Here is a 13,228-nt window from a genome sequence, read left to right as displayed (position 1 = left end):
TTCTAATTCGTTAAGGGGGAATGATGATGGCTACAATGCAAATCAGCCTGTTCTCGGCAAGTCTGAAGCGGGAGGTCACGATCCAGGCCATATTGCCAGTGGATCTGCCGGAGGGCTGGGGATTGCCGGCCTGGTCGGGCCAGCCCTTGAGATCACTCTATCTGCTGCACGGCTTCTCCGGCAGCCAGAACGACTGGCTGAACTTCTCCAGGATCAGGGAGCTGGCAGACAGGCATCAGGTGGCAGTATTCATGCCGGCCGGGGAGAACCGCTTCTATGTAAACGATGAACTCCGGGAAGAATATTACGGTGAGTATATCGGCAGGGAGCTGGTAGACTTCACCCGCAAGCTGTTCCCGCTATCAGCAGCCAGAGAGGATACCTGGATCGGCGGCTTATCCATGGGCGGCTACGGGGCAATCCGCAACGGCCTGAAATACGCGGAGCGCTTCGGCCGGATCATCGCCTTATCCTCGGCCTTAATTCCGTATAGAGTTGCCAATATTTCCCCAGACTATAAAGACGGAATTGCCAGTTATTCCTACTATGCCAGCGTCTTCGGCGATCTGAGTAGGCTGCTTGGCAGCGACAAAGACCCTGAGCAGCTGGTGCGTGATGTGAAAGCGCAGGGACTTGCCCTGCCGGAGCTGTATATGGCATGCGGAACCGAGGATATGCTGCTGGATGTGAACCGCCGGTTCCATCAGTTCCTGGAAGGCGAGCAGGCCGCCCATTACTATGAAGAAGGCCCTGGCGATCATAACTGGGCATACTGGGATAAGCATATTGAAGCTGCGCTGGATTGGGCGGCTGCTCCTGTGAGCTGATTAATAATTGGGAAAAGTGGCGGAAGGGAATTTTGGAACTGTAGGAGCGGTAGCGTCCGCCTTTGTGTTTGAATTTCTACCGCATAGTGCGGTTTAATTCAGGAAATTCAAACACAACAGCGGCCGGAAGTCCAAAACTTCTCTGGAGTCACGGCTATCCCAATACTAATAATTTTCACGTACTCAATCGCAAATTGCATACTTATACGCCCCTGGGTCCGGCCTAAGAAGGTATCGGCTCAGGGGCGTGCTGAATTCCGGGGAAAGGAAGAGGCGGGGATGATCCGAACCAACAGTATCGTGTTCAAATTTGCGTTGCAGATGACAGTGATTCTTGCGATCCTGCTGTCCATCCTTGTTCTGAGTAACATCTACTCCCTGGAGGTGGTGCGGAGCAATGCACTGACCAGCTCGCGTAATACACTGGCCCTCTATCAGGCCAATATTCATAATAACTTCAACAATTTCTCCAAGGACCTCATTGAGGTGTTCGACCATAACGTGGATACTGCGGTGAATTCGGCGGGGATGGATGAGAACAGCCGGTATTTCAAGGTCCAGCAGCTCAAGAATAGCCTGCAGGCAAAAATAGCAGGCGATAATTCGAGCGACGGCATGTTCATCAGGCTCTCGGATGAGCTGGTGCTGGAGCAGTTCAACCGCCGGATTCAATCGGAGGATAAGCTGGCTCTGGTGGATTTTATCAATATGCATAAATTCAGTACGGCTCCGGCAGAACATAGCGGGGAATGGAAGGTCTTCCAGATCCGCGGCGAGTCCTACTTGTTCAAATACATTACTTATTCAGGAGTCAGCTTCGGAACGCTGGTGAAAGCGGACACGCTGCTGGCTATGGTTGATAGGGGAGGCAATGATAAGAACCGTTATGTGCTGAGTGACTCGGAGGGAATGATCCTGGCAGCGAATAATATCTCTCTTAATGAAGGGGATACGACGCTTAAGAGCTTAAGCAGGCAGTATCAGCGGGATTATCTGATTGTATCTGAACCGATCGGCGAGTTCGGGCAGATGACTCAAATGGTTGCCAAGGGCAGTCTGTTCTCGGGCCTGAAGCTGATTCAGTGGGGGATCGCCCTGCTGGCGGTTCTCTCGGTCATCGTGGTGCCGCTGGTGCTGAGATTCCTGACGAGAGATGTGCTGAGGCCGATTCTGGAGCTGGTGAAGGCGGCGAAGGCGGTCGAGCAGGGGCAGCTGGAATACCAGATTCCGCAGAATACCCCGTATTCCCTGGAATTCCTGAAGCTGTTCCATGCGCTGGAGTCCATGGTCAGTGAGATCAAGGATCTGAAGATTCAGTCCTATGAAGAACAGATCGAAATCAGCCGCGCCGAGATCAAGTATCTACAGATGCAGATCCGGCCCCATTTTTTCCTGAATGCGATCTCAACGATCACCAGCCTAACCTATCAGAATAAAAACGAGGAGATCCGCCGCCTGATCCACTGCCTCTCCGAGCATCTCCGGTATATGTTCAGAGGAGGGCTGATGGAAGTGACGATGGAGGAGGAGATCCGGCACACTGAGAACTATATCCGGATGCAGGAGATCCGTTATCCTGAGCAGATTTTTTTCATGATCGAGATGCAGGAGGAAGCGCGGCAGGTGCCGGTTCCCCAATTCATGATTCAGACCTTTGTGGAGAATACGTTCAAGCATGCTATGTTCGTTCAGGAGCTGCTGTCTATTTTCATCAGGGTGCGGATGGAGCTGCGGGACGATAGTCCATTTGTCAGTATTGTCATTGAAGATAACGGGGCGGGCTTCGCTTCTGAATGGCTGGATCAGCCGGAGCGCGAAGAGGCAGGGGAGGACGGAGGCAGAGTGGGCATTGCCAATATCCGCAAGACTCTCAGACTGCTCTACAAACGGGAAGATCTGCTCAAGCTGTCGAATATCGAGACTACAGGTGCGAGAGTTGAGCTATGGATTCCTGTGAAGCCACTCGAATGGGGCCAGCCCGGCTTAGAGGGAGGATAATATGCGTTGTATGCTGATTGACGATGATATTCCTACAATTGAAGCGTTGCGCGGTATTGTGAATTGGGAGGAATTCGGAATTACGGAAGTGCTAACCGCTCATAATATACAGGATGCGAAGCAACTCTTCGAGCACGGCGAGCCGGATCTGATGATTTGCGATATTGAAATGCCGCGCGGCTCGGGCATTGAGTTGATCAAGTGGGCCAGAGAGCGTCAATATGAGGGCGGATTCATCTTCCTGACCTGTCATGAGAGCTTCACCTTCGCCTCCCAGGCGATCTCATATGACGCAGACTCGTATCTGGTCAAGCCGCTGGACAAGCAGGAGCTGGAAGCGGCGCTGCGCAAGTCTATGGATACGCTGAAGAACAAAATCATGTTAGGCGAATACAGCAAGCTGGGCCATGCGTGGCTGAAGAACCAGGATCTGATAGAACGCAGCTTCTGGAGCGATGTGCTGACGGCGACAATCTCTCCCCGGCCACAGCTGATCCAGAGTGAGGTGCAGAAGCGGGAGCTGTCCATCCCGGTGTATGCAGAATACAGGCTGCTGCTGGTAAGTGTTCCCCGCTCCCAGATTGAACGGGAATGGGATGAGAGCATCTTCCATTATGCCCTCTCGAACCTGGTCTCTGAAATTCTCAGCAGCCGGGTGGGCAGCGGCCGGATGATTGCCTATCAGGTCGATAAAGTATTCTACAATGCGATCATTGTGGAGAGTCCGGAGGATATGAAGGAGCTGGAAGTGAGCGCCGGAGAAATCATCCGGCTGTCCAGACAGTATCTGAAATGTACGGCTACCTGTTACTTCAGTGAGCCTGCGGCGATCTCCCGCCTGGCGCAGCTTAAGACGGAGCTGGAGCAGGCGGACGAGGCGAACATTATTTTCCGGGGGAAGCTGCATTTGCCGAATAAGCCCTTCCAGGTAGATCTGACCGAGCGCTTCACCCTGGATACGGAGCTGTTCACTCTGCTGTTCGTCCAGAAGGAGAAGGCGCAGATTGTGAACCGGCTCAAGAAAGAACTGGAGCTGCTGACGAGTCTGAACAAGCTGGATGCGGCTACGCTCCATTCGATCCGCGAGGACCTGCTTCAGGTGGTCTATTCGCTGCTCGCGCGGCACCACATTCAAGCCCACCGCCTCTTCGAGGGCGAGCTCAGCCAGCAATTGGCCCAGGATGCCGAGAGCAGCGTGTTCGACTTCATGAAATGGGCCCAGGCGCTGACGGATAAGACGCTGGATTCCATTAAGGAAGTGCTGCAGTCCGAAGGGGTGGTCGAGCGGGCCAAACGGTTCATTCAGGAGCACTATACCCAGGACCTCAGCCGGGAGGATGTTGCCGCAAGCGTATATCTGACCGCGGATTATCTGGCCAAGGTGTTCAAGCACGGGACCGGCCAGAGCGTGAAGGAGTACCTGAACGACTGCCGGATCAGAGCGGCGAAGCAGAGGCTGGTGGAGAGCACGGCGAGCATCGGGGAGATTGCCATGGATACCGGCTTCGATACCCTCTCCTATTTCTCCACTGTGTTCAAAAAATGGACAGGCGAAACCCCGGCAGCCTACCGTTCCAAACATAAGCACTAGGATCGGAAGAGGCTCCGCGTTTCCCCGAGAGAAGCAGAGCCTCTTGCGATACATTTCGTTTCCTAATCATAAGTCAACAGAAACTGTACTACCTCGGTCTTCAGCGCTTCGTGAAATTGCACACGATCAAAGCCTGGCGGGTCCTGTGAGGGGGGGAAGGCGGGTGAAATCATCGCAGCCGGAAAAGGACTCAGGAAGGAAAAGTGTCCGGCATTCTCCACCGTCCGATAGTGAATCATCCGTGGTTCGGCAACACCATTCAAGATGATCTGTGCGTGAAATGGAGGGGTGTACGGGTCCCGCTCCGCGTCCAGCATGAGAATGGGGAGACGAACGCCGCTTAATGCCCCCTCATTCCGGAACCAGACGGACGCCGGGGCCAGTAAAATTAGGGACTGGATTCGCGAATCCAGAGGAACATTGATTTGCTGCTGCTTTCCGTTTGGGCTCTCATTAGGAAAGGAGGTTGGGATGCCGCCAGCTGCTGCCAGCGCGGTGTAGCCGCCCATGGAATGCCCGATGACCGAGAAGCTTCCCGGCCGGATAAGCCCCTTGAACCTCTCATCTTCAAAAAACCAGTCGGCGGCCATGCGAAGATGCCGGGGGCGATAGGTGAGGTTAGGGACCGTACCTTCCCAACTATTATCGTTCCGGTTATTATGCGGATGTTCGGGCAGGCCAACGATAAAGCCGCTGCGTGCCAAATGCCGGGCAAGCGACCCGTACACAAACGGCGAACCGCCTGTACCGTGTGACATGAGGACCAGCCGAAACTTCCCCTCCCTCGGCGCCGCGTCTCTGGCCACTTCCAACGGGTATTGCCCTAGACGGTCCGCCTGTTCCGGTACGTCTGTCGGATACATCACGATCATAGGATAGGTCACCCTCAAAGAGTTATCTGTAATTTGTACCTCGCAGCATCCTGCGTATCCTTCATTCATATATGCTTCTGTGTTCATCTTAAATTCTTCCTCTCCTTGAGCGGTACGCTCCTAAGCTGGCGGGCTAACGGGAATATATATGTCCAATACCGAATCCTCGTTCGTCGGTCCCAGATACCGCTGGTCGTAACGTGCGAACTCCGGGGCATTCGTACGAACGCTGCCAGACTGGGGTAACCACGTCTCGTAAATGTATTGGAACGTATCGTTGAGCCTCGCTAATGTTCCCTTATGAGTAAAAACCGCATAAGTTGCCGCGGGCAGCAGCTTAGCGGCCATTCCCAAGGGAACCGTACTCTCCTCGCTGGCCGCCTCGACACAAGCGGTATAAGTAACCTCCCACTGCTCGCCCGTAAGTTCAATGACCGCATAAAACAGGTCTTCCGTATCCGGCTTGCGCGTAATTTCAAACACACGCTGCCTAAAGCTCCGCCATAGCATTCCGACCTCGTCCGAATTGACACCCGGTATCGACATGCCGACCAAATGCAGGTTGTCCAGGCAGACAAAAGCTGGCACGAGGGAAATACCGGTATTCAAATGTTGCAGCCCCGCTTCATCCAAAGGAAGCTTCTCCATGGCCCGGAACAACGTGTCTTTCATGTCCCTTTGCTTGCGAAATTGTCCCGGCGAGATGGAGAACATTTTCCGAAAGGCCCGGGCGAAGGATTCCTGGGACTCGAATCGGTACTGGATGGCAATATCTATAATCCTTTGGCGGGTATGAAATAAGTCGTATGCCGCATGTGTCAATCTCCGCTTACGGATGTACTCTGAGACGGAGCATCGGGTCACTGACAGGAAGATCCTGTGAAAATGGTAAGGCGAATAGCCGGCAGCCTCCGAAACCTTGGCGCTTAAACTTTCATCGGTCAGATGATTCTCAATATAGGAAATAGCCTTGATTACTGAATCCTTATAGTTCACATGAATGCCTCCATAGAGATATTATCACTGTACGACAGCTGAAACGCCCGGTTATGATATTTTTTGCGGAATACAGCAGGGCGACTTGTATTACGTTTATTGTGAGTGATTTTGTTGAATAATTCCACAGGACGAACAGCAGCACGTTTTTTCAAAAAAACAGCCCGTATTATTGAAAGCCTGCCGCCCTCCAGGACCGGTACAATGAGAGTGTAAATACAGAACAGGAGGCATGATGATAATGAAGAAAAAGGGGTTAGGTTCACTGCTGCTGTCCATGGTAATCTGCGGTTCGCTGCTCTCCGCCTGCGGCGGCAATTCCAATACATCGTCCAAGAATTCCGGGGATACGGAAGCGAAGGCCAAGGTGGCTGAGATTGTATTCGCACTGCCCTCCTTCAACCGGATTCCCGATGATCTCAGCAAGGTGACCGAGGCCATCAATGCCATTACTACCGCGAAAATCGGGGTGAAGGTGGACTTCCGACTCTTCGGCCCGGCAGATTATGCCCAGAAGGTCAATCTTGCGCTCCAGAGCGGGGAGAAGATGGATATCTTCACCACCCTCGGACAATTCTCCAACTATGTATCCAAGAGCCAGGTGGCTCCGCTCGAAGAGCTGCTTACCGAACACGGCAAAGAGCTGACAGCCATTCTGGACAAGGATTTCGGGCCGGATATTCTCAAAACCACCACGATGGACGGACATATCTACGGCATTCCTGTGAATAAAGGGATGGCGCTGCCGACCAATATCATCTACAACGCGGATATGCTCGCAGAGGCGGGCGTAGCAGCAGACTCCATCCAATCGGTAGAGGATCTGCCTGCGGTGTTCGGCGCAGTGAAGCAGAAGCTGCCGGATGTAGTTCCGTTTGGCCCAATTAATGTGAATCCGACAGATACCGGACTTGTGAACTGGATGAAGGGTGCGAGCAAGGTGGATTACCTGACCGATACCACCGGAGTCGGTGTCGTGATCGGTGATAACGGGAAGGTCGTTAACTTCTACGAATCGGATGTCTTCAAGAACGGAATTCAGATGATGAGAGACTGGTTCGAGGCCGGGTATCTGCAGAAGGATACCGCAACCACTACGATTACAGCGATGGAGATGGTCTCCTCGGGGCGCGGCTTCTCCTTCCTGGGCGGCTACAGCGGCATGGAGGTTGGCAAGCAGCTGAGTGCACAGGTCGGCAAAAATATTGAGACCAAGCGCATCGCACCGTTCTACTTCGATACAAGCGCCGTGAACTCGGTGACCTGGATGGTCTCCAGTACCTCGAAGGAGACGGAAGCCGCTGTGAAGTTCCTGAACCTGCTCTACACCGACAAAGAGCTGATCAACACCATTCTGTTCGGAATTGAAGGGGAGGATTACATCAAGGTAGATGAGCATCATGTGAAATTCCCTGAGGGCATGGACGCAAATACGGTACCTTATACCTCCATGCTCAGCTCCGGGATCGTCGGCTCCGAATCGCTTCAGTATCAGATGGAGGGAATCAACTGGTCGGATGTGGAACTGAAGCTGAAGGAGAATAAGGATACCGAAAGATCGCCGTATTTCGGCTTTATCTTCGACCAGGGTCAAGTGAAGACGCAGATGAGTGCTGTGAACAACGTAGTGAATCAATTCCTGCCGGCACTGGTCAGCGGATCGGTAGATCCTGAGAGCATTATTGCGAAATTCAACAGTGCGCTGAAGGATGCGGGTGCACAGGACATTATAGACAGCAAGCAGCAACAACTGGATCAATGGCTTGCCGCGCAAAAACAATAATTTGAATAAGCCTGCTGAGGGTAGAGCCGCTAATGGAGGCTCTGCCCCCGGCAATGGAGGTGAATCCGGCATGACTGCCAAACCTAAATCCAAGCCACTCAAAAAAACACTTCCTTTATTAATTCTCGCGGGTCCGGGACTGCTGTATTTTCTCATTAACAGCTACTTCCCCATGTTCGGGGTGTTCATCGCGTTCAAGGATGTCAATTATGCCAAAGGCATCTTCGGCAGCGACTGGATCGGCTTCAAGAACTTCACCTTTCTGTTCCAGACCAGTGATGCCTGGATTATGACCCGCAACACCCTGCTGTACAATCTGACGTTTATCGCGCTGGGAACCGTAGTTTCGATCATCATTGCCATTCTGATGTCGGAGCTGCTGAACAAGCTGTACTCGAAGCTGTTCATGACCGGGCTGATTCTGCCGAACCTAATCTCGATGATCGTGCTTTCGCTGCTCGTCTTCGCCTTTCTGAACGCCGACAGCGGGTTCGTCAATCATTCGATTCTGCGGCCGCTGGGGATACCGGAGATCAACTGGTATTCGGAGGCGAAATATTGGCCGTACCTGCTGGTCCTTATTCAGATCTGGAAGACGGCAGGCTACGGCTCAATTGTCTATTTTGCCTCGATTGCCGGCATTGACAAGAGCATCTATGAGTCGGCCAAAATCGACGGTGCCGGGAAGCTCAAGCAGATCCGCATGATTACCCTGCCGCTGCTGAAGCCGACCATTATTGTGCTGGTGCTGATGTCGATGGGCCGGATTTTCAACTCTGACTTCGGCCTGTTCTATCAGGTTCCAATGAACTCTGGTGCGCTATACAGCGCTACCCAGACGATTGATACGTATGTCTACCGCGCCTTGATGCAGCTCAATGATATTGGAATGTCGGCAGCCGCCGGTCTGTATCAGTCGCTGGTCGGCTTTGCCCTTGTGCTTACGGTCAATGCCATCGTCAAGAAGGTCAATCCAGAAAACGCTTTGTTCTAGGAGGAAATTCGGATGATCCAAACAAGAGGAGAACGAACGTTTACGGTGTTTTCTGCGGTCGTGATGATCCTGCTGACGGTTTTTGCTTTTTTGCCCTTCCTGCTGATTGTGATCGCTTCATTCACCAATGAGACAACCCTGATCCGCAACGGGTACAGCTTTTTCCCGGAGCATCTAAGTCTAGACGCGTACCGGTATATTAAGTCCTCGGCGTACATTTTCATTAGAGCCTATGGCGTTTCTTTTCTGGTGACGATCCTGGGAACCGTGATAGGACTGCTGATAACAAGCATGCTTGCTTATCCGATGTCCCGGTCTGATTTCAAGTATCATAATACGCTGGCGTTTGTCGTCTTCTTCACCATGCTGTTCAGCGGGGGGATTGTGCCTTCGTACATCATGTGGACCCAGTATTTCCATATCAAAAACACGCTGTGGGCGCTAATCCTGCCCAACCTGCTGGCGAACGGGTTCAACGTCCTGCTGGTCCGTAACTACTTCAAGAATAATGTGCCGCTGGAGATTATCGAAGCCGCTCAGATCGACGGTGCCTCGGAGCTGCGGACCTTCTTCCGCATCATGCTTCCGCTGTCCATGCCGGTCATGGCAACCGTAGGGATGTTTATGGGCCTGGCCTATTGGAATGACTGGATCAATGCGTTATATTTTGTATCTAAGCCGCAATTGTACGGTATTCAGAATCTGCTGATGCAGCTCATGAGCAACATCCAGTTCCTCAATTCCGGCCAGGCCGGGAATGTACTCGGAGCCGACACGGTATCGCTGCCAAGTACAGCGGTGCGGATGGCGATGGCGGTGCTGGGTATTGTGCCGGTGCTGTTCGTCCTGCCGTTCATGCAGAAGTACCTGACCCGCGGCGTGGTTATCGGAGCTGTTAAAGGCTAAATATGATAGGAGATGAGCGTATGAAAGTGCAAGAGGTCATTGACCGGATTCTGCTCGATTGCTGCGGGGGACGGAGGCTGGAGCAGACCTGTGATGTGCTGGCGGGCGGCAGTGAAGAGATGGAGGTCACAGGGATCGTCACTACGTTCATGGCGACGGTGGAGGTCATCAAGGAAGCTATTGCTGCTGGAGCCAACCTGATCATTACCCATGAGCCGACCTACTATACCGGCAATGATACGCTGGACTGGCTGCAGCAGGACCCCGTATATCTGGCGAAAAAAAAGCTGATCGAGGAGCACGGCCTTACGATCTGGCGCTTCCATGACCATATGCATCTGGCGGATACGGACCGGATCTACGACGGACTGCTGAAGGAGCTGGATTGGGCAGATAAGAAGCTGGACGACAAGGACGCCTGGGGGTATCTGATCGAGGAGACCACAGTCGGTGAGTTGGCAGGCTTCCTGAAGCAGCGGCTGGGGATGAAAGTCATTCAGATCGTCGGCAACCCGGAAGCGCCCTGCTCCCGTATCGGCATCCTTGTCGGCGGCGGCAGTCTGGGCCTCGGCCGGGAGCAGATGCCGATGGAGCTGATGCAGGAGAAGGGTCTGGATGTGATGGTCTGCGGCGACATTACCGAGTGGACCTTATGTGCTTACATCAATGATGCCGCCATGCTGGGCATGAACAAGGCGATGATCGTGATCGGTCACGAGCGCTCCGAGGAATGGGGCATGAAGTATATGGCTGAGTGGCTGGCGCCGCTGGTGGACGGGGTTCCGGTTACATTCGTGGATGCGAGGGAGCCGTTCGTGTATTTGTGAGACACTTGGGATTGGGCGGCTGCTGAGTCTGAGTGAACGGGCCGTTGTTCCATGAGTGTTCCGTTCCTCCGGGCGGCTGCTTGTTGATGGACTGTAGGGCCCTTATTTCTCAATAAAAGCCCACTTTGCGCCGACTGCCGGACTGAGATGCACTTATCGGCCCACTAATTGATATTAATCGGTGGTATTACCACCAATAAGGGCCATGGAGTCCGTAACCTGCGTAAAAAGCGGCTTTTGGGCAGAATAAGCGCCTCTCAGTCCGCTGGGCGGATGCCGCAGAGTCAAATGCAAATGATGCTCGGCCAGGCCCAGCCCCAGCCCCAGCCCTGATATGCCGCAAGCCTGGCATAAATCAAAGGCAGCCATCCCCCGCTACGGGAGGATGGCTGTCTTTTATACTACTGCAAGACGTAATTGCCCGTAGCTCTGTACTTACCTGCCTGGGCATCCGGCGCTTTAGCATAAGCCGAAGGGGCGGAGGCTATCAGCAGCAGGGAGGTAAGCAATACCGTAAGCCTGCCCATATCTATTTTCATCCGAGTTCTCCTCTCTTCCGGTTCTCCAGTAAATGATCTACTGCCGCCTGCTCGATGGGCAGCCCCTTGGTGTAACGCTCCATATAGAGAGCAAAGCCGTCCACATCAGTAGGGTCAGGTGCTACCTCCTGTCCTTCCATGTTACAGAACACCTTAGAGCTCAAGTAATCCGCCAGGCTCTCGTTCGGCTCCTTATGTATCATATAAGAGGCCAGAATGGCTATTCCCCATGCTCCGCCTTCACCAGCCGTAGACAGGACTGAGACCGGAACATTCAGTGCAGCGGCACAGATCCGCTGGCCGACCTGCGGGGTGCGGAACAATCCGCCGTGCGCTGAAATACGGTCAATGTTTACCCGTTCCTGCCCGGTCAGAATCTCCATTCCGAGTCTTAACGCAGCGAAAGCGCTATACAGATGAACTCTCATGAAGTTAGCCAGCGTGAAACGGCTCTGTGGCGAACGGACGAACAGCGGACGCCCTTGGGCAAAGCCGGTGATATTCTCGCCTGAATAGTAGCCGTAGCTCAACAAGCCGCCGCCATCCGCATCCGCTTCCAGCCCCTGGCTCAGCAGGACGCTGAATAACTGGTTCATGTCGGGCTTCAGCCCCATGGCTTCATGAAATTCACGGAACAAGCCGATCCAGGCATTCAGATCGCTGGAGCAGTTGTTGGCAAGAACCATCGCGACAGGACTGCCTTCCGGCGTAGCCACGATATCGATCTCGGGGTAGACGGCGGAAACATTCTTTTCCAGTACAAACATGGCAAAGACCGATGTCCCCACGGAAACATTGCCGGTACGTTTCCTCACACTATTCGTAGCCACCATGCCGGTCCCGGCATCGCCTTCGGGCGGGCATAGCGGAATGCCTGCCTGTAAGCTGCCTGACGGGTCCAACAGCCGGGCGCCCGCCTCATGGAGATTCCCGGCGTGTTTCCCGCCCGTGTACACCTTGGGCAGAATCTCTTGCAGCGTCCACGGGTAGCCTCTACCTTCCAGCAAACGGTCAAACTGCTGAATCATATCCTCATTGTACTGCTTCGCCGTTTCATCCACAGGGAACATCCCGGAGGCGTCACCGATGCCCAGCGCCTTATTCCCGGTCAGCAACCAGTGAACGTAGCCCGACAGGGTGGTCATATACCGGATGCCGGCCACATGAGGCTCATTGTTCAGAATTGCCTGATACAGGTGGGCGATGCTCCAGCGTTCAGGGATTTTGAATTGAAAAGCGCTAGTCAGCTCCGCTGCGGCTTCAGCCGTTGTGGCATTGCGCCAGGTACGGAAGGGAACCAGCATTTCGCCGTACTGGTCCAGCACAATATACCCCTGCATCATGGCCGAGCAGCCGATGGAGCCGATTTTTTGCAGAGTGACGCCATAGGTCTGCTGAACCGCTTGCTGTAATTGCTGGTAGGCTGCTTGCAGACCTTGAACTACTTCCCTGAGATCGTAAGTCCAATAACCCTTAGTGAATTGATTCTGCCATTCATAGGTGCCGGAGGCGATCGTTTCAAAATGGTGATCGATCAGCACAGCCTTGATTCGCGTGGACCCGAACTCAATCCCGAGCGACGTTTCTCCCTGAACAATCGCCTGTTTGACGGAATGCGTCATGACAGCCTTCCCCCTCTAGCTAAAATTGTCCAGAATATAACATATATAAGCAATAGTGTACAACCCCTCCGCTCTTTTTTGAACCGGTTTTGCCCTAATCCGCTGTTGCAAATCTGCAATGCACCCCCCGTAACAAAAATATTTTATTTTTTTTGGCCGCGCTAAAATGTCTTGAAGTCTCATCTCCAACCCTTTGTCTGATCCGCCGGGCAGGATATGTCATGGAACGCTTGATTTCATACCCAGCCAACCCGGCTGGAGAAAAAAAGTGTG

At 53.3% G+C, this 13,228-nt stretch carries 12 protein-coding genes; 7 read left to right on the top strand and 5 right to left on the bottom strand.

The genetic code is table 11. From position 1 onward, the window contains the following. The first annotated feature begins 26 nt into the window (after nucleotides 1-26). The 3 genes from J2Z70_RS24405 to J2Z70_RS24395 all read left to right on the top strand — a co-directional run bounded on the left by J2Z70_RS24405 (nucleotide 27) and on the right by J2Z70_RS24395 (nucleotide 4,416). Nucleotides 27-827 carry an alpha/beta hydrolase gene (locus J2Z70_RS24405; protein ID WP_209877503.1) on the top strand — a complete coding sequence of 267 codons (801 nt, stop codon included), beginning with the start codon at nucleotides 27-29 and terminating at the stop codon, nucleotides 825-827. Between the two features lie 279 nt (nucleotides 828-1,106). Continuing rightward, a complete protein-coding gene (locus tag J2Z70_RS24400) occupies nucleotides 1,107-2,825 on the top strand; it encodes a sensor histidine kinase (protein WP_209877501.1) in 1,719 nt (572 codons plus the stop codon). Between the two features lie 10 nt (nucleotides 2,826-2,835). Beyond that, nucleotides 2,836-4,416, top strand: coding sequence for a helix-turn-helix domain-containing protein (locus J2Z70_RS24395; protein WP_245368492.1), 1,581 nt, complete (start codon nucleotides 2,836-2,838; stop codon nucleotides 4,414-4,416). A 62-nt stretch (nucleotides 4,417-4,478) separates the two neighbouring features. On the opposite strand, the gene J2Z70_RS24390 is transcribed toward J2Z70_RS24395, so the two are convergent. Next, a complete protein-coding gene (locus J2Z70_RS24390; RefSeq protein WP_209877497.1) occupies nucleotides 4,479-5,375 on the bottom strand; it encodes an alpha/beta hydrolase family protein in 897 nt (298 codons plus the stop codon). Between the two features lie 33 nt (nucleotides 5,376-5,408). After that, nucleotides 5,409-6,284: an AraC family transcriptional regulator gene (locus J2Z70_RS24385; protein WP_209877494.1), complete on the bottom strand. Its 876-nt coding sequence runs from the start codon at nucleotides 6,282-6,284 to the stop codon at nucleotides 5,409-5,411. Between the two features lie 241 nt (nucleotides 6,285-6,525). Here J2Z70_RS24385 and J2Z70_RS24380 point away from each other — a divergent pair, with 241 nt between their 5' ends. The 4 genes from J2Z70_RS24380 to J2Z70_RS24365 all read left to right on the top strand — a co-directional run bounded on the left by J2Z70_RS24380 (nucleotide 6,526) and on the right by J2Z70_RS24365 (nucleotide 10,794). Then, the gene (locus tag J2Z70_RS24380; protein ID WP_245368491.1) at nucleotides 6,526-8,067 is read left to right on the top strand and encodes an ABC transporter substrate-binding protein; all 1,542 of its coding nucleotides are present in this window, start codon (nucleotides 6,526-6,528) and stop codon (nucleotides 8,065-8,067) included. Nucleotides 8,068-8,137: 70 nt separating this feature from the next. Continuing rightward, the gene (locus J2Z70_RS24375; protein ID WP_209877492.1) at nucleotides 8,138-9,061 is read left to right on the top strand and encodes an ABC transporter permease; all 924 of its coding nucleotides are present in this window, start codon (nucleotides 8,138-8,140) and stop codon (nucleotides 9,059-9,061) included. A 12-nt stretch (nucleotides 9,062-9,073) separates the two neighbouring features. Next, entirely contained in the window at nucleotides 9,074-9,967 is an 894-nt protein-coding gene (locus tag J2Z70_RS24370) for a carbohydrate ABC transporter permease (RefSeq protein WP_209877490.1), read from the top strand. 20 nt (nucleotides 9,968-9,987) lie between these two features. Then, nucleotides 9,988-10,794, top strand: coding sequence for a Nif3-like dinuclear metal center hexameric protein (locus tag J2Z70_RS24365; protein WP_209877488.1), 807 nt, complete (start codon nucleotides 9,988-9,990; stop codon nucleotides 10,792-10,794). A 174-nt stretch (nucleotides 10,795-10,968) separates the two neighbouring features. On the opposite strand, the gene J2Z70_RS24360 is transcribed toward J2Z70_RS24365, so the two are convergent. Genes J2Z70_RS24360 through J2Z70_RS24350 form a run of 3 tightly spaced genes read right to left on the bottom strand, consistent with a single transcriptional unit; the run spans nucleotide 10,969 to nucleotide 12,955 of the window. Then, nucleotides 10,969-11,163, bottom strand: a complete 195-nt coding sequence (locus J2Z70_RS24360) for a hypothetical protein (RefSeq protein ID WP_209877487.1) — start codon at nucleotides 11,161-11,163, stop codon at nucleotides 10,969-10,971. A gap of 32 nt (nucleotides 11,164-11,195) precedes the next feature. Beyond that, nucleotides 11,196-11,333: a hypothetical protein gene (locus J2Z70_RS24355; RefSeq protein ID WP_209877485.1), complete on the bottom strand. Its 138-nt coding sequence runs from the start codon at nucleotides 11,331-11,333 to the stop codon at nucleotides 11,196-11,198. After that, entirely contained in the window at nucleotides 11,330-12,955 is a 1,626-nt protein-coding gene (locus tag J2Z70_RS24350) for a xylulokinase (RefSeq protein ID WP_209877483.1), read from the bottom strand. The genes J2Z70_RS24355 and J2Z70_RS24350 overlap by 4 nt, the downstream gene beginning before the upstream one ends. Nucleotides 12,956-13,228: the final 273 nt, after the last annotated feature.

The organism is Paenibacillus silagei (genome assembly GCF_017874735.1).
In the GTDB taxonomy this organism is placed as follows: domain Bacteria; phylum Bacillota; class Bacilli; order Paenibacillales; family Paenibacillaceae; genus Paenibacillus_AQ; species Paenibacillus_AQ silagei.
The sequence above is the reverse complement of the archived record's forward strand: the minus strand, read 5'-3'. Positions and strand labels throughout refer to the sequence as shown.